Here is a 19,510-nt window from a genome sequence, read left to right as displayed (position 1 = left end):
CGGATGATGGGAAATGAGGAATGAAAGATGGAGAGCAGTATTTTTAGCGGGATTGGCATCGATCCGGGGGTTATCGTGATCGTTCTGGCGATCCTGACACTCATATCATTTATTGCGTCCGTCATCTGTTTTTCGCAGTATAGGAAGTTGTATCGCAGATATGATATGTTTATGCGGGGAAAAGATGCGGAGACGCTCGAAGACACGATCATGGAACTGGTGGATGAGACCGAGTATCTGCGGGCAAAGGACGGAGATACAAAACGCTTGGTGGATTCGGTTGTCTCCAAGGCGCAGGCTGGATACCAGAAAACCGGTATTGTCAAGTACAATGCGTTTAAGGGCATGGGCGGCAATCTGAGTTTTGTCATTGCCATGCTGGATGATAACAACACGGGATTTGTGCTGAATTCTGTTCACAGCCGTGAAGGCTGTTACCTGTATCTGAAGGATGTCGTAGAGGGCAAGACCGAGGTGCTTTTAGGAAGTGAAGAGAAGGAAGCACTGGAGCGTGCGCTTGGGTATAAGTAAGGAAAATAAAGGATAGAAATGAGGCGGCTGTATGTGTTGGCAGCAGCTGCGGATTGTAGTTAGAAGGAGTCAATATGCATCGTTTTTTGCGAGCTGCCGGATTTAGTATGTATCAGAAGAAGAAGGACATCCGTGCCTGCTTCGCTGTCTGGCGAGAGAGGCGGGAACCTCCAGCTGTCTTCAGCTTGACAGGGAGACCGAATTATATGAGATCAAGACAGAAGTTGCGCCGGGGATCGGCGTGGCGATGTATGGGGAGCTGAATGAGCAGGATGAGATGGAGATAGAGTATTATTATCCCTATATCCTGAACGAGGAGGTAACCTCGCGGGCAGAATGTTCCATTCAGCGTCATACGGAGAAGGAAACCTATGCGGGGCTTCTGGATGAGTATAAGGTAGGGCTTTCGCTGATCTTTTATCTCTTGAATCCGATCGAATACAGGGAGTGTTACCGGAAAGAGCGCGAGCGCTTACAGGTGACTTCGGTCAGCCTGGCAGGATTTGCCAATCGGGGCAAGGTGCTTCTTCCGATCAAAAAGACGGCGCTGCAGATTGAAAAAGCCAAAGTGGCGGCGAAAAACCGGGATGAACTTTTGGAAGCGGCAAAAAATGGCGACGAGGATGCGATGGAGTCCTTAACAATCGAGGATCTGGATCTCTATTCGATGGCATCGCGCCGGGCGACGAGAGAGGATATTTATTCGATCGTCGATACAACTTTTATGCCAAGCGGGATCGAGTGCGATCAGTATTCGATTTTAGGCGAGATCAAAGAGGTTGTATGTAAGAAAAACCGGTTTACCGGCGAGGAAATCTATGATCTCAAGGTGGAATGCAACGAGCTGTATTTCCGCGTAGGTATCAATAAGATAGACCTGCTTGGAGAACCGCTTCCGGGACGTCGGTTTAAAGGAAAAATATGGATGATGGGAACGGCTCATTTTGCGTAAAGGTCTATAAAAAATCGTCGGTTCCAAAAGTGCCTACCCGTGAACAGTTACACAGAAATTACATACGGAGCAGGCAGGAAGAGAAAATAGTTGCGGAACACATGAAAATGAATTATAATAAAATGCAGTATGAAAATACGATATATGTTTCACGTGAACATATAAATCTCTGTAGCTCAGTAGGATAGAGTATTCGCCTCCTAAGGTAGAACCATGGCGGAACCTTTTTGAAGAAAAAGGGTAGCGTTTGAGGGTCACTTAAGGAAGCGAAATCTGAAAAATTAGAAGAGATAAGAAAGAGATAATTCATCACGAAAGTGATTGAGTTCATAAAGTTGGTCGCCGTGACCGAAAAGGCTGAAAAAGCCCGAAAATACGGCATTTGTTCCCATAGTTAAATGGATATAACAAGCGCCTCCTAAGCACTAGTTGAGGGTTCGATTCCCCCTGGGAACGTGCATTTTTTGCAGCAATGATCGTAAAAGTTCATTGCTGCTTTTTCTTTTTTCCGGTGCTCGTGAGCACCGAGAGAACACTTAAACGCAGATATTGAGCACCGAAATTTCTTAACGGGCACCAATGCAATAATTCAATCCTGGTACCGAACGGAGATAACTACAGCGTAGGATAAGGATTGGGGTGTCAATGAATGTAAATATGGTTTTCTTGCCTGAACAAAACAGGCCTGACGGATCTATCCGCTCAGATTAGATTAAGAATCTATTCTGGGCGGATTTTTTCGTTACAGATATTTTAGAGGAGGATAGCTTATGGATAAAAAAACGGATGTAAGAGATCCGGATGAAAAAGTTGTTGAGATTGAAATGGAACGGTTAAGAGCATTTTCAAATCATCCATTTAAAGTGATCGGAGACAGTCAGATGATTGAGCTGCAGGACAGCATAAAAAAGTATGGTGTACTGAATCCATTGATTGTTCGTCCAAAGATTGAAGGCTACTACGAAATTATTTCTGGCCACAGAAGAAAATATGCGGCTGAGAAGCTGGGATATAAGAAAATTCCGGTAATCATTTGTATGTTGCAGGATGATGAAGCAGTAGTGATCATGGTCGATTCCAATTTGCAGAGAGAGCAAATTACACCAAGTGAAAAGGCCTATGCCTATAAGATGAAATATGATGCCATCAAAAAAAAGGCAGGCAGAAAGAATTGTAGTCAAGTTGACCACAATACAGGAAAGAGGAGTATTGACGTAATCGGAGAACTTTGTGGTGACAGTGCGAAGCAGGTGCATAGCAGTATCAAATCAAAAAGGTGGAGTTGGAAAGACGGTATCGTGCGTGAATTTAGGAATCGGACTGGCACAGGAAGGGAAAAAGGTTCTTCTGATAGATGCAGATCCGCAGGGCAGTCTCACAATTAGTTTAGGGTATGAGGAACCGGATGAAATGGAGTATTCTCTTGCAACGCTGATGCTAAATATTGTGAATGATGAAAAACTGAACATGGAAAAAACAATCCTTCATCATAAGGAAGGTGTGGATCTGATACCGGCCAATATAGAATTATCAGCGATTGAGGTATCTTTGGTAAACGCAATGAGCAGGGAACTGATTATGAGGTCACTTATTGAGAGATTAAGGGAATTTTATGATTTTATCATTATAGATTGTATTCAGAAGTAGTAGATACGAATAGAAGCGGACATGGTGCATTGGCAGGAGTTCTTAATGCATTAAATGCCGATGTTTTGATCTGCGGCGGAATAGGAGGAGGTGCCCAGACTGCGTTAGCGGCAGCAGGCATTAAGCTTTTTGGCGGAGTTTCAGGAGATGCAGATAAAGCAGTAGAAGCTTTTATCAATGATACACTTGATTATAATCCAGATGTTAAGTGTTCTCACCATGAGCACAGCCACGGAGAGGGACATACATGTGGTAAACATGGATGTGGAAACCATAGCTGTCATTAAGAAGAATAGCAAAAAATACAATACGAAAGGATGCGTCAAGGTAATGAGAGAATTATCGTGATACATCCTTTTGTATTATTTGATAAGATGGCAGATTACATTTTCAATAAGGCGGTTAAAAACTGTGAATGCTACATCGATCTCTACATGGATTGAGTATTTTTCTTTTCTTACTTGTAGAAAGTGATGAATGGAAGGTATAATATTGTTAATGATCCAGAGATATTTATTTTGGAAACAGCTTAATCAATTTGGAGGTATAAAATGAAAGCACATAAATATTGGTCAATCGGAGCAATAGTTACAATGGTTGGAACTTTTTATACAGGATATAAAGGGTTAAAAGCAGCACACAAATACTTTGCATTTGGCTCTCTGATATGCATGATTATGGCAGTCTATTCTGGTCATAAAATGATTTCAGGTAATAAAAGAACAAGAAAACAGGTGGAAAATACAAAAGCGGAGGAATAGTAAATGTTAGAGATAGGAACAAAAGCACCGGATTTTGAATTGCCGGATCAGAACGGAGAAGTGCATAAATTAAGTGATTATTTAGGTAAAAAAATAATTTTATATTTTTATCCAAAGGATAATACACCAGGATGTACGAAGCAGGCATGTGGCTTTTCTGAGCGTTATCCACAATTCACCGAGAAAGGTGCGGTGATCCTTGGAGTCAGTAAGGATTCTGTAGCCTCTCACAAGAAATTTGAGGAAAAATATGGATTGGCATTTACACTTTTGGCAGATCCGGAGCGTAAGGTGATCGAAGCATATGATGTCTGGAAAGAAAAGAAAAAATATGGCAAGGTTTCTATGGGTGTGGTAAGAACCACATATCTTATTGACGAGCAGGGAATCATTAGAAAGGCAAATGATAAAGTCAAGGCGGCAGATGATCCTGAAAATATGCTTAAGGAATTAAATTGATGAAGATTATATTGTCACCTGCAAAAAAGATGATTGTAGATACAGATAACATAGCACCGGTTGAACTGCCTGCCTTTATTGATAAGACAGCAGAGATATTGAGCTGGATGAAAAGCAAATCAAAAGAGGAACTGAAAGCTATCTGGAAATGTAATGACAAGATTGCAGAGCAGAACTTTCACAGATTGGAAAATATGGATCTTTATAACAGACTTACTCCGGCTGTTTTAGCATATGAAGGAATTGCATTTCAATATATGGCACCAGCTGTGTTTGAAATCCAGCAGTTTGAGTATCTGCAAAATCATTTAAGAATCCTGTCTGCGTTTTATGGCATTTTAAAACCACTGGATGGTGTGACTCCTTATCGCCTTGAAATGCAGGCAAAAGCTGAGATTGAAGAAACAACAAATCTATATGATTACTGGGGGGACCGGTTATATCATTCAGTAATTGATGACAGCAGGATTATCATTAATCTTGCATCAAAAGAATACTCGAAATGTATAGAAAAGTATCTGACACCACAGGACAGATATATTACGATTGTATTTTGTGAGTTATCCGGAGATAAATTGGTAACAAAAGGTACCTATGCCAAGATGGCTCGTGGTGAAATGGTCAGATTCATAGCGGAAAATAATATTGAAAATCCGGTGGAGATTCAGAAATTTGACAGACTCGGATATTCGTTTAGGTCTGATTTATCTTCAGATTCAGAATATGTATTTGAACGCAAAATAAAATAGTTATTCAGGTAAAAGATGCTCAGTTTAGCACCTTTTATAATAATGAGAATTATTACTATTTTTATTGACAACAGGATGATGGCGGTATATAATCATTATTAAGAACTAATCCTAATAAGGAGGACGGATGACAAGTAGGAGAAATACCATTCAAAAAGATCTCGTAAGAAATACCGTATACGAAATGAGAAGACACGTTACGGCAATTGAAGTGTATGAATTTATAAAAGAAGCATATCCATCAATTGGAAAAGGAACTGTATATAGAAATCTTGATATATTGGTAGAGGAAGGTGCATTAAGAAAGGTTGAAGTTCCGAATGGACCGAACCGATTTGATTTTACATTGAAAAATCATTACCATGTAAGATGTATAAAGTGCGGTGAAATTTTTGATGTGGATATGGATCAAATACCGGATTTGCTGGAAAGAATTCATAACACTCATGGAATTGAATTTGTGGATTACGATATTTCATTTAAAGGCATTTGCCCGAAATGCAGGGAGAAGGTAAAGGAGGAACAGCATGGATAGGAAAGCAATGTATAAGTTGAGTTATGGACTGTTTATATTGACCGCTAAAGAAGCAGAAAAAGATAACGGATGCATCATTAATACAGCCATTCAGGCAGCTTCGGAACCAAACCAGTTAAGTATCTGTGTAAATAAGGCAAATTATACGCATGATATGATTCAAAGAACCGGAAAATTTACTGTATCAGTCTTAAGTCAGAAGGCACAATTTGAATTGTTCAAACATTTTGGCTTCCAATCAGGAAGAGATACCAATAAGTTTGAAGCATTTGAGCAGTGTGCCAGGGGCACGAATGGTATTTATTATATTACAGAAGGTACAAATGCATACATTTCTGTGACAGTTACTAAAACAGAGGACTTAGGTTCACATACGATGTTTATCGGTGAGATAACCGATATGGAAGTTTTAAGCAATGTTCCTTCAGTAACATATGATTATTATCAGAATAACATTAAGCCTAAGCCACAGGAGGTTGGAAAAACAGAGGACAGTCAGACAATATGGCGTTGCAGAATTTGCGGATATGAATATGTAGGCGAGGAATTACCGGATGACTTTATATGTCCTTTGTGCAAGCACCCGGCATCAGATTTTGAAAAAGTAGTAAAGAAAACGGAGGTAAAAGAGATGGCAGAAAACAAATATGTAGGAACACAGACAGAGAAGAATTTACAGGAGGCATTTGCGGGGGAATCACAGGCAAGAAATAAGTATACCTATTTTGCTTCTGTAGCGAAAAAGGAAGGTTACGAGCAGATGTCAGCATTGTTTTTAAAGACTGCAGATAATGAGAAAGAACATGCAAAGATGTGGTTCAAGGAATTAGCAGGAATTGGTGATACAAAGGAAAACCTGGCGGCAGCGGCAGAAGGCGAAAATTATGAGTGGACAGATATGTATGACGGCTTTGCTAAAACAGCTGAGGAAGAAGGATTCCCTGAGCTTGCAGCAAAATTCAGGGCAGTAGGTGAGATTGAGAAGCACCATGAGGAAAGATATCGTGCACTTCTTAAGAATATTGAAACTGCACAGGTATTTGAAAAGAGCGAAGTTAAGGTATGGGAATGCCGTAACTGCGGACATATTGTGGTAGGAACAAAGGCTCCTGAGGTATGTCCGGTATGTAACCATCCACAAAGCTATTTTGAAGTACATGAAGAGAATTATTAAGGAGATAAGATTATTAGCAGTCAAGAACAGTGCTTATGAAATAATAAATAAAAAGCACGCTACATATTATGGAATGGCAATGTCTGTAAAAAGAATCTGTGAAGTAATTATGAGAAATGAAAAATCAATACTTCCGGTATCGCACATAATTCATGGCGTATATGATATTGACGGAGTATCGTTAAGTATGCCAGTTATTGTAGGTGTTGATGGTATTGAGTCTAATATACCTATTAATTTAAGTGGTGAGGAAGCATTAAAGCTTAAGAAATCTGCAGATTCTTTGAAAAAGATTATAGAGACGATTGAACTATAAATTATACACATGGAAGGAGATAAAAGCATGGAAGTAAAGTATTATATATGTAAGCATTGTGGAAACATTGTTGAAAAGGTAAAGGATAAAGGTGTTCCTGTAATTTGTTGCGGAGAACCTATGCAGGAATTAAAAGCCGGTGTGACAGATGCGGCTGTTGAGAAGCACGTGCCTGTATATACAGTGGAAGGCAATTATGTTCATGTCGTGGTCGGAGAGACAAAACATCCAATGCTTGAAGAACATTTCATTGAGTGGATTACATTAAATACCAATCAGGGAATATACAGAAAACAGTTAAATCCAGGGCAGGAGCCGATAGCAGATTTTTGTCTTTGCGATGGTGAACAGGTAGAAGAAGTATATGCATATTGTAACCTGCATGGATTATGGAAATGCTAAAAGCATTTATACATATTAAGATTTAAGAACAACACAAATATAACCGTAATATAGGCTGTGTATTAATGTATTTACAAGGAGGAACAACAAATGAAATATGTATGTGATGTTTGCGGATGGGAATACGATGAGGAGAAGGGATATCCAGAAGGTGGTATTGCACCTGGTACAAAGTGGGAGGATATTCCGGAAGATTTTGAATGTCCGTTATGTTTTGTAGGCAAAGACCAGTTTTCAAAGGCTGAATAAAAATGAAAGCAGGACTAATGGATGTATGAAATGAAACCAGAATATTATAATGGAATAAATATGATAGAATTGACATAATATTGGAAAATCTTCGTGATTATACAGTAAAACACTTTACTGATGAAGAGCAGTATATGGAATCTATTAATTATAAGAAGTTATTTACACAGAAAGTTCAACATCTGAAATTTATACACAAACTTGATGAATTTATAGAACATCATAATGATGAGATAGAAGATCAAGATGAACAGATTATGGTTATATGTGTAGAGTCTGCGGATAGAGGATAGGGGAATGTGCAGCATGTTTCCGTATTACTCCCATGTTGTTACCAATTGCTATCCTTTTGCTACCATTCTACCTCTTTTTTTCAGAATTGACCTGTGCTAATATTATCATAGACAAATGAGACATGAGCTACAAACTTACATTTCATTTGTTTCTCTTTTGCAAAAGAATACGGACAAAATATAAAGCGTCTGCTCATTGCCGGAATGGTGATGAGTATGGCGCTTTTTTTGATGCCGAAAACCGGGTGATGACCTGAAAAATGAAACAGGAGGAAATAGCATGGCATATGAATATGGCCACGATTGCCCATTTGAAGCTTACATCACGAATCTCGGAAAATATAACGAAGGGGAGTTGGTAGGCGAATGGGTAAAGTTTCCTACCACATCAGAAGATCTGAAAAAAGTATTTGAACGAATTGGAATCGGTTCAAAAGATGACTTTGGTAATCCTTATGAAGAATGGTTCATAAGAGATTATGACTGTTATGTCGATGGGCTGTATGAAATGCTGGGAGAATACGAAAGTCTGGATGAACTCAATTATCTGGCTTTCTTTAAAAAGAAGCCGGTCATATTTTTTTATGAAAAATAAATTTTGTTGAGGTTAAATTGAGATTGACTTTGTATTGTATAAGTATGAAATAAAAAGGAATCAGGTGCTGTACAATGAAAAAGCATAAAATATGTAAAATCCTTCTTGTTATACTGGCAATTTTTTTATGTGTGGCTTTTTATGAATTGCTCGGAATCTGCGTTGCATATAAAAAGCAGCCGGAAGTGTCCAATACAACCAAAAAAGAAACAAAAAATGGGTCATGGAACGAATGCAGTGAAAATACAGAACGGGCAGTAATCATAGAAAAGAATCCAGAAGCGCTTTTACAAAGAGTGCGTTTGATCAAGAATGCAAAAGAAGACATTATTCTTTCTACTTTTGCATTTCAATCCGATGAAAGTGGAAAATTGATCTTAGGAGCACTGCATGATGCGGCAGACAGAGGTGTGCATGTTCGTCTGTTAGTAGATGGAATGGAGAGCTGGATTGATATGGAAGGAAATCCGTATTTCTATGGATTATCTTCCCATGAGAATGTTGAAATTAAACTGTATAATAAGGCCAATCCGTTGAAACCATGGAAGATGATGGGGAGAATGCATGATAAATATTTGATTGCAGATGGTAAGACATATATTCTTGGTGGAAGAAATACATACAATTATTTCCTGGGTGATTTTCTGGGACATAAGAACTATGACAGAGATGTGTTAGTGGTTTGCAATGAACCTGAGAAAGAAAATTCAGTTAACCAGTTGTTAGAGTATTTTGAAACGATATGGGAACAAGAAGACAGTGGTTATTTTCATGACAATAAAAAACTGGCAAATAGAAAATCTGTAAAGAACGCAGTTTTAGAGCTGCAGAACGGCTATCAGAAATATTTTGAAGAGAATAAGGAAAGAATCTGCGATACCGATTACACGGACGAAACTTTTGAGACAGAAAAGATTGCATTAGTGTCAAATCCTATCCACACAGGTCCCAAGGAACCAGTAGTCTGGTATCAACTGGGAGAACTAATGAAAAATGCAAAAGAGCGCGTGAAAATTCATACACCATATATTATCTGCAATGATATGATGTATAATACATGGAAAGAGATTGCGGAGAGAGTTCCGGATTTTTCTATCATGACCAATTCGGTTGCCAACAATGGAAATCCGTTTGGTTCTGCTGATTATGCGAGAAACAGAAACAGAATTTTAAATACAGGAATTGATATCTGGGAGTATGAAGGCGGCTATTCTTACCACGGAAAAAGCATCCTGATCGATGATGATCTATCCGTAATCGGTTCCTTTAACATGGATATGAGAAGCACGTATCTGGATACGGAACTGATGCTTGTAATACGTAGCAAAGAGATTAATAAACAGTTGGAAGAAGGCATGATGGAATATGAAAGAGTGTCCCGACAGGTATTGGAAGATGGAACCTATCGTGATCCGTATCATGTAGAGCCAATTGAATTGACAAAGAAGCGTCAGAGAAACGTACTTTTGGTACAGCATCTGCTTGGATGGGCAAGATATCTGTTCTGATAAAGGAGGAAGAAGATCGTGTTTCAAATATTAATTGTAGAAGATGATAAAGAATTAAGCCAGCTATTCCAAAAAGTGCTTGAGAAGAATGGATATCAGGTCAAAAGTGCATCGGATGGAGCACTGGCATTAGAAATATTGGATAAAGAGTATATTGATCTGATCATTTCCGATATTATGATGCCGGTTATGGATGGTTATGAACTGGTGTCGAAACTCCGTTCAGCAGGATATCAGATACCGGTACTTATGATCACTGCGAAAGGTTCCTTTGATGATATGCGCCAGGGATTTCTTTCGGGAAGTGACGATTATATGGTAAAACCGGTAAATGTGAATGAAATGGTTTTAAGAGTCGGAGCACTGCTTCGCCGTGCACAGATACTGAATGAACACAAAATTGTGATCGGTTCAACAGAGTTTGATTATGATGCAATGACGGTTACAACTGATAAGGAAAGTCTTGTTTTGCCTAAAAAAGAATTCCTGCTTTTATATAAGCTTGCAGCTTCGCCAAGCAGAACATTTACAAAACAACAGTTGATGGATGAAGTATGGGGATACGAGACGGAGGCAGACCCACATACGATAGAGGTACATATAGGAAGAATCAGGGAGCGTTTGAAAGATAACCCGGATTTTGAAATCGTAACAATGCGTGGAATTGGATACAAGGTGGTGAAAAAATAATGGAACAAAAGAAAGAAAAAGGATTGCGGATCCGATCCTGTCTGACTGGTGCAATCTGGCTGGCACTTGTATTTTCAACAGTCATATCTGCGTTATTATTTGCTTTTTTGAATCATTTTTTTAATCTGCCGGGCAGCATACCTGTGCTTGGCTGGCTTTTGATTTTCAATACATTGATTGCAGGGCTGATCACTTCCTTTATCAATGCAAAGTTACTGGAACCAATTACCAGACTCAGTAAAGCAATGAAGGAAGTTTCGCAGGGAGATTTTGAACAGCACTTGGAAACGAACAGCCGTATCGCAGAAGTTGGAGAATCTTATCAAAGTTTTAATGTGATGACAAAAGAGCTTCGTGCAACAGAAGTACTGCAGATGGATTTTGTCTCCAATGTTTCTCATGAGTTTAAGACCCCGATCAATGCCATTGAAGGATATACAATGCTGCTTCAGGGAGAAGAACTGTCTCCGGATCAAGAGGAATATGTAGAAAAAATCTTATTTAACACCCAAAGACTTTCTGGATTGGTTGGTAATATTTTGCTGTTATCCAAGTTAGAGAATCAGAACATACCAATGAAAAAAACAGAATATCGTTTGGATGAACAGATCCGTCAGGCATTTCTTTCCCTGGAGACAAAATGGACAGAAAAAGAAATTGGTTTCCAGGTAGAGCTGGAGGAAGTTAAATATACTGGGAATGAAGGACTTTTTATGCATATATGGATGAATCTTTTAGATAATGCGATTAAGTTCAGTCCTGCAAAGGGGACAATTATGATGTTTCTGAAGCAGGAAAAGGATTCTGTAATGTTTATTCTGGAAGATGAAGGACCGGGAATAGAAGATGATGTGAAAACCAGAATATTTGATAAATTTTATCAGGCAGACGGTTCTCACAAAGCAGAAGGAAATGGTCTCGGCCTTGCACTTGTGAAACGGATCGTAGATAGTGCTGGCGGGACGATCAAGGCAGAAAACCGGGAATATGGTGGATGCAGATTTGTTGTAGAGCTTCCAATACAGAAAGATGAGGCCATATAAGTTTAAGAAAAACAGATAGAGGAGGAATTACATGACATTTTATCAGGAATTGCAGTTAAATCAGGCAGGTTCTAAAAACTTGTTGAAAAAGAGTGAAACAGTGAAAGAAAAATCATATCATATGCTGGTATATTTGGTAAAGATAGCTGTTACAATGGCATTTTGTTTTTTATTTGTTACTATTTTCAGTATCTTATTTGGAAATGAGAATAGTATTGTGGGTGTAGTAGTTTTATTATGCCTTATGGTATTTCGGAATGCGGATCTGGGGATCCACACCGGACAATCTACGATGCTTTTGGCTTTGTTCTTTGTAATTATGACTGTATGTCCGCATTTAGCAAATCAGTTTTCACCGGTACTTGGAATGCTGTTAAATATTGCGGCACTGGCTGTGTTGATTCTGTTCGGATGCCATAATCCATTCATGTTTAATCAATCTACATTGGTTCTTGGGTATCTGCTGCTATATGGTTATGATGTTACGGGAAAAAGCTATCAGATGCGATTAGTCGGAATGGCTTTAGGTGCAGCACTTACCTGCTTCGTATTTTATCGAAATCATAAAAACAGAACTTATAAAAGAAATCTGAAAGATCTGATACAAGAATTTGATATCACTTCTTCCAGAACAAAATGGCAGATATGTCAGATTTTATGCGTACCGATTGTCCTTTGCATTGCAGAACTTTGTAATATGCCACGTGCAATGTGGGCTGGTATTGCGGCCATGTCCGCGATTTTGCCGTTTATGGAAGATATGCACTATAGAGTCCGTAAAAGAATTGTCGGAAATATTGCAGGTGTTATATGTTTTACAGTATTATATTTTCTGCTTCCTTCGTCAATCTATGCATATATAGGAATTCTTGGTGGAATCGGTGTAGGACTTTCTGCAAAATATGGCTGGCAGGCAGTATTTAACACATTTGGTGCTTTGGCCATTGCTACAGAGAGTTATGGACTAAAAGGAGCAGTTGGTCTTAGAGTGATTCAGAATGTTTTTGGCGTTGTATTTGCATTAATATTTTGTGCTGTGTTTTATTGGCTTATGTCAAAAAAAGGAAACGTGGTAACCGTAGATGCAGAATAACGTGGGATGGAAAGAAAAAGGGTTAATCCGGAAATGGCAGCTTTGCTGACGAGTCTGGCGAAGAGTATGAAGATGTAAGGGAAAATTTAAGATCTGTTGGCTTTGGGAAGAATCCTAAGGGTGACAGATCTTTTTTTATACCTGCCTATCTTCCTTCATTTTAACACAAAGGTATTCTTCGTATTTAAAAAAGTCCAGGAAAAGAAGAAGGAACAGGAAGCGGCAAAGCCTGATCCGGATGCTGATTATGTGGACGATGACGAGGACTATGGGTACGATCCGGAGTTTGAGAACGATGATGCAGATAGCTCTGTCGATGAAGATGATAATGAACCTGTGTAAACAGGATAGGCTTGATGCCTGGGGCAGCCTTCGGGTTGCCTTTACATAATTTCCACTTTCAAAAAATAAAAAATTTTATGTTTTTGAAAGCGACATCTTGCATATACTATTAGCAGACAGTATAATAAGTACAGTGAAGCGGTTTCGAGAAATGAAAAAATTTCAATTTTTGAAAGCGGGTGACGATATGAAAACAATTACGAGAGCAAAATATCTCAATAGAATCATTGAACTGAATGACACTCCTGACATCAAGATCATCACGGGCATTCGTCGATCCGGTAAGTCCAAGCTGATGCAGGCGTATATTGAGTATCTGAAAAGCCATTTTGAAAACATCAATATCATATTCATTGACTTCATGGATTTGGCGTATGAAGAAATCAAGGAATACCATGCCTTACACGCCTATGTGGAAGAACATTATCAGGAAGGTAAAACGAACTACCTGTTTGTAGACGAGGTTCAGATGTGTCCCAAGTTTGAGTTGGCAATCAACAGCCTGTACTCTAAGGGAAAATACGACATCTATGTAACCGGCTCCAATGCTTTCCTGTTGAGTGCGGATCTGGCAACTCTGTTTACCGGACGCTATATTGAAATTCATGTGTTTCCTTTCAGCTTCCAAGAATATTGTCAGTATTATGATGATGTTAGTGATAAAGATAAGCTCTTTGATGATTACGCTATCAAGGGCGGTTTAGCAGGTTCTTACGCTTACAGAACCGAAAAAGACAGAACAAACTATATCAAAGAGGTCTACGAAACGATTGTAACAAGGGATTTGGTGCAGAAATATGCGCTCCCGGACACTTTGGTTTTACAGCGTCTGAGCGAGTTCCTTATGGATAATATCAGCAACCTGACTTCTCCTAATAAGGTCAGTCAGCTACTGACAGCAAATGAGACTCCGACCAATCATGTAACCGTCGGCAAGTACATTAAGTATTTGTGCAATGCTTTTGTATTTTATGATATTAAGAGATACGACATCCGAGGCAAGAAATACCTTGAAAGCTCTGAAAAGTTCTATTTGTGTGACAGCGGTATTCGATATGCAATACTGGGAAGCAGAAATATGGATTATGGCAGAGTATATGAAAACATCGTTTGCATCGAACTTCTTCGCCGTGGATACGATGTCTATGTCGGCAAGCTCTATCAAAAGGAGATCGACTTTGTTGCTCAGAGAGGCAGCGAGAAGATTTATATTCAGGTCAGTGACAACATTTCCGGGCAGGAAACATTTGAGAGAGAATGCTCTTCTCTGCTTCAGATCCGAGATGCTTATCCGAAAATGATTATTGCCAGAACCAAACATCCAAAATATAGTTATGAAGGAATCGAAATCCATGATATAGCCGATTGGTTGCTACAAGAATAAGCAGGGCGAAATATCTCCGCCATTCTCTTTTGAAATGATGGAGATATTTTTATGTTGATGGAGATTCAGGGACAGAAAACTGTGTCCGGTTGCAAAATTCTTTCTGAACTTTTTACATAGCAGTCATGCATTACGGTGTGTGGCTGCTTATTTTTTTGCGAAAGGAGCAGATGCAAATGAAATTAGTTTTGGCTGAAAAGCCTTCGGTTGCACAGAGCATTGCCAAGGTGCTGGGTGCAAACAAACGTGAGGAGCGGTAAACTTTTGGCTCTATCCCTATCAAGAATATAAATCACGCGAAATGCAGATTATATCTAAGACACGATAGATGCGATAGGAGGAGTGAACAATGGAACAGAAAATGTTTTGTTATCAATGTCAGGAAACGGCCGGATGCAAGGGCTGTACGGTGGTCGGTGTCTGCGGTAAGCAGCCGGATGTGGCGGCAATGCAGGATTTGCTTGTGTGGGTGACGAAGGGTATCTGCGCGGTGACGACACGGCTTCGAGAGGAGGGACGTGCGGTGGCAGATGAGGTCAACCATCTGGTTACCGAAAATCTGTTTACGACGATCACGAATGCCAATTTTGATAAGGCGGCGATTGAAAAAAGGATTGAAAAGACGCTGGAAATGAAGACGGCACTGTGGGAGCAGCTGGAACGTCGGGACAATCTGCCGGAGGCGGCTGGCTGGACAGGTGAACCGTCTGAATTTATAAAAAAAGCGTCGGAAGCGGGCGTTCTGATCGGGCAGAACGAGGATATTATTTCCCTTCGCAGCTTGATTACGTATGGCTTGAAAGGTTTGTCTGCCTATACCCGGCATGCGAACGTTCTGCTGCAGGAGGACCGGGAGGCGGATGCATTTTTACAGCGGGCGCTTGCGGCGACGCTGGATGACAGCCTGAGTGTGGATGATTTGATTCACCTGACGCTGGAAACTGGCGAATATGGTGTCCGGGGAATGGCGCTTTTGGATCGAGCAAACACAGAGACTTATGGAAATCCGGAGATTACTACGGTTGATATCGGTGTCGGAAGTAATCCGGGTATTCTGGTTTCGGGACACGATCTGCGCGATATGGAAATGCTTCTGGACCAGACGCAGGGAAGCGGCGTCGATGTATATACGCACTCGGAGATGCTTCCGGCGCAGTATTATCCGGCATTTAAGAAATATCCGAATTTTAAGGGTAATTACGGCAATGCGTGGTGGTGCCAGAGGGAGGAATTTGAGACGTTCAACGGACCGATCCTGATGACAACGAACTGCATCGTGCCGCCGAAGGACAGCTACAAGGATCGCCTCTACACAACCGGTGCGGCGGGATATCCGGGCTGCACATATATCAACGGTGGAATCGGAGGAAAGAAGGATTTTTCAGTGATCATCCAGCATGCGAAGCGCTGTGAGCCGCCGGTCGGGATTGAGCAAGGACAGATTGTCGGCGGCTTCGCCCATGCACAGGTGCTGGCACTGGCAGATAAGGTAGTGGATGCGGTCAAATCGGGAAAAATCCGAAAGTTTGTCGTCATGGCGGGGTGTGATGGGCGTGCTAAGAGCCGCACTTACTACACCGATTTTGCAAAGGCGCTGCCGGAGGACACGGTAATTCTGACGGCTGGCTGTGCGAAATACCGCTACAATAAGCTGAATCTGGGCGATATTGAAGGGATTCCGCGTGTCCTAGATGCGGGGCAGTGCAATGATTCATATTCCCTGGCGGTCATTGCGATGAAGCTGCAGGAGATTTTTGGGCTGGATGACATCAACGACCTGCCGATTATTTACAATATTGCCTGGTATGAGCAGAAGGCGGTCATCGTTCTTCTGGCGCTTCTCTCACTCGGTGTCAAGAATATCCATCTTGGGCCGACGCTTCCGGCATTTTTAAGTCCGAACGTGGTAAATGTATTGGTGGAAAAGTTTGGAATCGTGGGAATTGACAGCGTGGAGAGCGATATGGAATTATTTTTTGGAAAAAAATGATAAATACAGGACGGAACTGGATAAAAGGGAATCAAACAAAGTCGGAATTTGGAACTGAAATCTGGAGATAGATTTGCAAAAAATCTGTGTTGGTTTTACAAAAAGCGGTCGGAACGATCTTGAAAATAGGAATTAATGAAATAGGGGGCGGTTCTCTGGCAAATGCAGGGAACCGTCTTTTTTCGTCTATAGAAATATTGATATGGAAAATGAAAGTGTGATATGATGGGAAAGATGAATGAGTTCTAAAATATAAAAGAAATTGATACGGCAGATCAATCGATAGAGGATACGGGAGGAAAACAACCATGTCACTGGAAAAAGCAGAAAATTACTTAAAGGAAGCCGGATTTTTGGATCATGTTATCGAGTTAAAAGAGTCCACAGCGACGGTTGCGCTGGCAGCGGAGGCATTAGGCGTGGAGCCGGGGATGATTGCGAAAACGATGTCCTTTTTGCAGGGAGAACAGCCGGTATTGATTTTGACAGAAGGTACTGCGAAAGTGGATAACCGGAAATATAAAGATACGTTTCACGTGAAAGCAAAGATGATCCCGTTTGAGCAGGTGGAGGAGGTTACCGGTCATGCGCCGGGTGGGGTCTGCCCGTTTGGTATCAAGGATGGAATCGAAGTGTATCTGGATGAGAGCCTGAAGCGTTTTGAGACGGTTTATCCGGCAGCGGGAGACGACCACAGCGCGGTACGTCTCACGATCCCGGAGTTGGAAGAAGTGTCTGGAGCGAAAGGCTGGGTGGATGTCTGCAGGGAGCCGGAGGATCAGCAGCACGAGTAGGTGTGGGAGATTTTAGGAGAATTCATATGAGAGATGTGAAAGCAACGGGGAGAAGCTGGGGAGAAAATGAAAACGGCGGAATCAGGGTGGGTTCCAGATTGGGAAAGAAAGGTCACTTGTGCCGGAAAACGTTCGTCCGTCTGCTTTGCCTGGCAGCAGCCATGATGGTTCTTGGATCTTTTACCGCCTTTGCCAGAGCGGGAGGTGCTTCCGGCGGCGGAGGCGGCGGAGGTGGCGGAGGTGGTTCTTCCCATCATCATACAAGCAGCAGCCGGGGACAAGGCGGACGGGCAGGTGCGTTTCAGGCGCTTTTGCTTACGGGAACCTTTGTGATTCTGGGAAGTGCCGGAACCATTACATACCTGCACCGGGCAAAAAAGAAACAGGCAGCAGCCCGTGAAAAATTGAAAGAATTTTCCATCGGAGAAGATCATTGGGATCGGAGTGAGATACAGGAGCGGGTGCGGGAATCATATTACCGGATTCAGGAATGCTGGCGGGATCGTGATTTGGAAAAAGGGCATCCTTACCTGAGCCAGAAGATGCAGCAGGAGTTTCAGACGAAATTTGAGTGGAGCAGGATGCGCCATGAGGTGTTTGTCATGGAAGGGATCCAGCTTCTGGATGCGATTTTGGTGGAAGCGGAGAATGAGGACGGCGACGACCGCGACTATATCTGGTATTTGATCCATGGAAAGATGATCGATTATGTGTATCACGAAGAAACAGGAGAACTTTTGAAGGGCTCCCGGAAAATGGAAGATTTCTTCGAATATTGGAGGTTTGTTCTGGAAGATGGAAACTGGGTGCTGGATGAGATCTGCCAGAAGGAAGAAGTGGATAATGGGCGGAAGTTGTGCTGAGAGGTGCTTTGAGTTGAGTGCTCGAAACACGGCAGCTGCGGATGCTGTCCGGTAGAGATGTTTGAAGAGGAAAAGTATAGAACCTAAAAGTGAATGGAGCAAGGAAAGCGGAGCAGCAGGAAGAGTGAGGAGACTTTAGCTGCGGCGCAGAAATGCCAGAATTGCGCGCAGATAAGGTGCCGGTGTACGGAATATGGAAGTATGCCGTCCCCCGGTCATTAAAAAAAGCCGACTGGTTGGAATCTGCCTTGCTAACCAGCGGGAGTGTGAGGGCTTAATGAGATCCCGGGTTCCGGCGATCAGCAGCACAGGAACGGAGATGGTTTGCAATTTCCGGGCACTTAAACGGGGCGAGTGAAGTAAAAGAGAAGTCAGATTTCGGCGGCGGAGGACGCGGTGCGTCAGCCGGGTAAGAAAGTCAGGCTTCTTTTTTTGTTCTGCCGGAATCCGGGGGAAAATTGACACGAAATGACGTTGCCTTTCTTTGTCGGCACAAACTGCGGATGTGGCGGAAACAGAGAAATTCTTCTGAAATGGCAGGGAAACTTTCGGGGTGGACAGTGCAGAGACCGCGGAGGCCCCGGAGGATGCAGAGGCAGAAGAGAAGCTGCATTTTAAAACAGGCAGCAGGAGATTCCCCAGGAGATTTAAAATGCTGTGCAGCATTTGGGCGGCAAGGTGCAGCGGCGTGAGCAGCCCGTCCGGTGAGGCGTTGGCGCTGATACAGATGAGCTTTTTCAGCCGCTCCGGGTATTTGCATGCAATCTCTAGCCCGATATTGGCACCATCGCTGAATCCCAGCAGGTGGACGGAGGAAAGATGTAAGTGGTTAAGCAGGGCGATAACGTCGTCTGCCATATCCTCTGTAGAGAACCCGTGGAGCGCTGTGTGGACAGACAGCCGGGAACGCCCATGTCCCCGGCTGTCCATCAGAATCACCTGAAAATCGGGCAGAAACGTGCGCAGAAATGGATAAAAGACGGCAAGGGACTGGCTGTTTCCATGCAGGATAAGGAGCGGTGTGCCGCTGCCGTACTGTTCATAGTAGATTTCTGCGCCGGAGGTGGTGAGATAGCCGGAATGTTTCATCGTAAGAGCGCCTCTTTTCTGGTAAAAAAATGAAATTTATCAGGCTGCATC

Annotated in this window: 21 protein-coding genes, 1 tRNA gene and 4 pseudogenes; 25 read left to right on the top strand and 1 reads right to left on the bottom strand. The window is 41.7% G+C overall.

Features of this window, described 5'->3' with window-relative positions; translation table 11 throughout:
* Positions 1-27: 27 nt before the first annotated feature.
* The 24 genes and pseudogenes from DWX76_RS08465 to DWX76_RS08340 all read left to right on the top strand — a co-directional run bounded on the left by DWX76_RS08465 (position 28) and on the right by DWX76_RS08340 (position 18,370).
* Complete coding sequence (locus tag DWX76_RS08465) at positions 28-531, top strand: DUF4446 family protein (RefSeq protein WP_107000950.1); 504 nt, start codon at positions 28-30, stop codon at positions 529-531.
* Positions 532-667: 136 nt separating this feature from the next.
* Positions 668-1,483 carry a DUF3881 family protein gene (locus tag DWX76_RS08460; RefSeq protein WP_412694024.1) on the top strand — a complete coding sequence of 272 codons (816 nt, stop codon included), beginning with the start codon at positions 668-670 and terminating at the stop codon, positions 1,481-1,483.
* A 384-nt stretch (positions 1,484-1,867) separates the two neighbouring features.
* Positions 1,868-1,939, top strand: a tRNA-Arg gene (locus tag DWX76_RS08455).
* 314 nt (positions 1,940-2,253) lie between these two features.
* Positions 2,254-2,868: a ParB/RepB/Spo0J family partition protein gene (locus tag DWX76_RS08450; RefSeq protein WP_243022503.1), complete on the top strand. Its 615-nt coding sequence runs from the start codon at positions 2,254-2,256 to the stop codon at positions 2,866-2,868.
* A pseudogene (locus tag DWX76_RS08445) lies at positions 2,786-3,121 on the top strand (AAA family ATPase); the annotation flags it as partial. The gene DWX76_RS08450 and the pseudogene DWX76_RS08445, both read left to right, overlap by 83 nt.
* A pseudogene (locus tag DWX76_RS08440) lies at positions 3,115-3,417 on the top strand (NifB/NifX family molybdenum-iron cluster-binding protein); the annotation flags it as partial. The pseudogenes DWX76_RS08445 and DWX76_RS08440, both read left to right, overlap by 7 nt.
* Before the next feature lie 264 nt (positions 3,418-3,681).
* On the top strand, positions 3,682-3,891 hold the full coding sequence (locus tag DWX76_RS08435) for a DUF6219 family protein (protein WP_015516636.1): 210 nt from the start codon (positions 3,682-3,684) through the stop codon (positions 3,889-3,891).
* A 3-nt stretch (positions 3,892-3,894) separates the two neighbouring features.
* A complete protein-coding gene (gene bcp / locus DWX76_RS08430; RefSeq protein ID WP_118293336.1) occupies positions 3,895-4,350 on the top strand; it encodes a thioredoxin-dependent thiol peroxidase in 456 nt (151 codons plus the stop codon).
* Entirely contained in the window at positions 4,350-5,099 is a 750-nt protein-coding gene (gene yaaA / locus DWX76_RS08425) for a peroxide stress protein YaaA (RefSeq protein ID WP_118522287.1), read from the top strand. Before bcp ends, yaaA begins: the two co-directional genes overlap by 1 nt.
* Positions 5,100-5,226: 127 nt before the next feature.
* Positions 5,227-5,634: a Fur family transcriptional regulator gene (locus DWX76_RS08420; RefSeq protein WP_107000938.1), complete on the top strand. Its 408-nt coding sequence runs from the start codon at positions 5,227-5,229 to the stop codon at positions 5,632-5,634.
* The gene (gene rbr / locus DWX76_RS15055; RefSeq protein ID WP_107000937.1) at positions 5,627-6,808 is read left to right on the top strand and encodes a rubrerythrin; all 1,182 of its coding nucleotides are present in this window, start codon (positions 5,627-5,629) and stop codon (positions 6,806-6,808) included. The genes DWX76_RS08420 and rbr overlap by 8 nt, the downstream gene beginning before the upstream one ends.
* A gap of 16 nt (positions 6,809-6,824) precedes the next feature.
* Positions 6,825-7,124 (top strand): annotated as a pseudogene (locus tag DWX76_RS08410) (L-lactate dehydrogenase); the annotation flags it as partial.
* Positions 7,125-7,151: 27 nt separating this feature from the next.
* The gene (locus tag DWX76_RS08405) at positions 7,152-7,526 is read left to right on the top strand and encodes a desulfoferrodoxin family protein (RefSeq protein ID WP_107000936.1); all 375 of its coding nucleotides are present in this window, start codon (positions 7,152-7,154) and stop codon (positions 7,524-7,526) included.
* Positions 7,527-7,616: 90 nt separating this feature from the next.
* A complete protein-coding gene (locus DWX76_RS08400) occupies positions 7,617-7,775 on the top strand; it encodes a rubredoxin (protein ID WP_107000935.1) in 159 nt (52 codons plus the stop codon).
* 573 nt (positions 7,776-8,348) lie between these two features.
* Positions 8,349-8,621: pseudogene (locus DWX76_RS08390) on the top strand (antirestriction protein ArdA); the annotation flags it as partial.
* Positions 8,622-8,737: 116 nt separating this feature from the next.
* Positions 8,738-10,171, top strand: a complete 1,434-nt coding sequence (locus tag DWX76_RS08385; protein WP_118570494.1) for a phospholipase D family protein — start codon at positions 8,738-8,740, stop codon at positions 10,169-10,171.
* 18 nt (positions 10,172-10,189) lie between these two features.
* Positions 10,190-10,861, top strand: coding sequence for a response regulator transcription factor (locus DWX76_RS08380; RefSeq protein ID WP_118570493.1), 672 nt, complete (start codon positions 10,190-10,192; stop codon positions 10,859-10,861).
* Entirely contained in the window at positions 10,861-11,904 is a 1,044-nt protein-coding gene (locus DWX76_RS08375) for a sensor histidine kinase (protein ID WP_118482275.1), read from the top strand. Before DWX76_RS08380 ends, DWX76_RS08375 begins: the two co-directional genes overlap by 1 nt.
* Before the next feature lie 31 nt (positions 11,905-11,935).
* Positions 11,936-12,997, top strand: a complete 1,062-nt coding sequence (locus DWX76_RS08370) for an FUSC family protein (RefSeq protein WP_118471711.1) — start codon at positions 11,936-11,938, stop codon at positions 12,995-12,997.
* Between the two features lie 120 nt (positions 12,998-13,117).
* Positions 13,118-13,339: a calreticulin gene (locus DWX76_RS08365; protein ID WP_227589456.1), complete on the top strand. Its 222-nt coding sequence runs from the start codon at positions 13,118-13,120 to the stop codon at positions 13,337-13,339.
* Between the two features lie 151 nt (positions 13,340-13,490).
* Positions 13,491-14,723: an ATP-binding protein gene (locus DWX76_RS08360; RefSeq protein ID WP_117796787.1), complete on the top strand. Its 1,233-nt coding sequence runs from the start codon at positions 13,491-13,493 to the stop codon at positions 14,721-14,723.
* Positions 14,724-15,072: 349 nt separating this feature from the next.
* A complete protein-coding gene (gene hcp / locus DWX76_RS08350) occupies positions 15,073-16,713 on the top strand; it encodes a hydroxylamine reductase (protein WP_118570492.1) in 1,641 nt (546 codons plus the stop codon).
* Between the two features lie 308 nt (positions 16,714-17,021).
* A complete protein-coding gene (locus DWX76_RS08345; protein WP_118570491.1) occupies positions 17,022-17,507 on the top strand; it encodes a YbaK/EbsC family protein in 486 nt (161 codons plus the stop codon).
* 26 nt (positions 17,508-17,533) lie between these two features.
* Positions 17,534-18,370, top strand: a complete 837-nt coding sequence (locus tag DWX76_RS08340) for a Tim44 domain-containing protein (RefSeq protein WP_118293331.1) — start codon at positions 17,534-17,536, stop codon at positions 18,368-18,370.
* Positions 18,371-18,505: 135 nt separating this feature from the next.
* Here the strand turns inward: DWX76_RS08340 and DWX76_RS08335 are convergent, their stop codons facing one another.
* Positions 18,506-19,336, bottom strand: coding sequence for an alpha/beta fold hydrolase (locus tag DWX76_RS08335; RefSeq protein WP_243022505.1), 831 nt, complete (start codon positions 19,334-19,336; stop codon positions 18,506-18,508).
* On the opposite strand from DWX76_RS08335, the gene DWX76_RS14415 reads away from it, so the two are divergent.
* Positions 19,259-19,492, top strand: a complete 234-nt coding sequence (locus DWX76_RS14415; protein WP_243022506.1) for a hypothetical protein — start codon at positions 19,259-19,261, stop codon at positions 19,490-19,492. The two genes, DWX76_RS08335 and DWX76_RS14415, sit on opposite strands and share 78 nt — an antisense overlap.
* The last annotated feature ends 18 nt before the right edge of the window (positions 19,493-19,510 follow it).

The organism is Clostridium sp. AF21-20LB, assembly GCF_003478795.1.
Lineage (GTDB): Bacteria > Bacillota > Clostridia > Lachnospirales > Lachnospiraceae > Otoolea > Otoolea fessa.
Note: the sequence above shows the minus strand (reverse complement) of the source record. Positions and strands in the feature narration are given on the sequence as shown.

Bases quoted from the DNA above. Each gene is read 5' to 3' on its own strand.
- DWX76_RS08465 (WP_107000950.1), top strand. From the start codon at position 28: ATGGAGAGCAGTATTTTTAGCGGGATTGGCATCGATCCGGGGGTTATC.
- DWX76_RS08450 (WP_243022503.1), top strand. From the start codon at position 2,254: ATGGATAAAAAAACGGATGTAAGAGATCCGGATGAAAAAGTTGTTGAG.
- DWX76_RS08435 (WP_015516636.1), top strand. From the start codon at position 3,682: ATGAAAGCACATAAATATTGGTCAATCGGAGCAATAGTTACAATGGTT.
- bcp (WP_118293336.1), top strand. From the start codon at position 3,895: ATGTTAGAGATAGGAACAAAAGCACCGGATTTTGAATTGCCGGATCAG.
- yaaA (WP_118522287.1), top strand. From the start codon at position 4,350: ATGAAGATTATATTGTCACCTGCAAAAAAGATGATTGTAGATACAGAT.
- DWX76_RS08420 (WP_107000938.1), top strand. From the start codon at position 5,227: ATGACAAGTAGGAGAAATACCATTCAAAAAGATCTCGTAAGAAATACC.
- rbr (WP_107000937.1), top strand. From the start codon at position 5,627: ATGGATAGGAAAGCAATGTATAAGTTGAGTTATGGACTGTTTATATTG.
- DWX76_RS08405 (WP_107000936.1), top strand. From the start codon at position 7,152: ATGGAAGTAAAGTATTATATATGTAAGCATTGTGGAAACATTGTTGAA.
- DWX76_RS08400 (WP_107000935.1), top strand. From the start codon at position 7,617: ATGAAATATGTATGTGATGTTTGCGGATGGGAATACGATGAGGAGAAG.
- DWX76_RS08385 (WP_118570494.1), top strand. From the start codon at position 8,738: ATGAAAAAGCATAAAATATGTAAAATCCTTCTTGTTATACTGGCAATT.
- DWX76_RS08375 (WP_118482275.1), top strand. From the start codon at position 10,861: ATGGAACAAAAGAAAGAAAAAGGATTGCGGATCCGATCCTGTCTGACT.
- DWX76_RS08370 (WP_118471711.1), top strand. From the start codon at position 11,936: ATGACATTTTATCAGGAATTGCAGTTAAATCAGGCAGGTTCTAAAAAC.
- DWX76_RS08360 (WP_117796787.1), top strand. From the start codon at position 13,491: ATGAAAAAATTTCAATTTTTGAAAGCGGGTGACGATATGAAAACAATT.
- hcp (WP_118570492.1), top strand. From the start codon at position 15,073: ATGGAACAGAAAATGTTTTGTTATCAATGTCAGGAAACGGCCGGATGC.
- DWX76_RS08345 (WP_118570491.1), top strand. From the start codon at position 17,022: ATGTCACTGGAAAAAGCAGAAAATTACTTAAAGGAAGCCGGATTTTTG.
- DWX76_RS08340 (WP_118293331.1), top strand. From the start codon at position 17,534: ATGAGAGATGTGAAAGCAACGGGGAGAAGCTGGGGAGAAAATGAAAAC.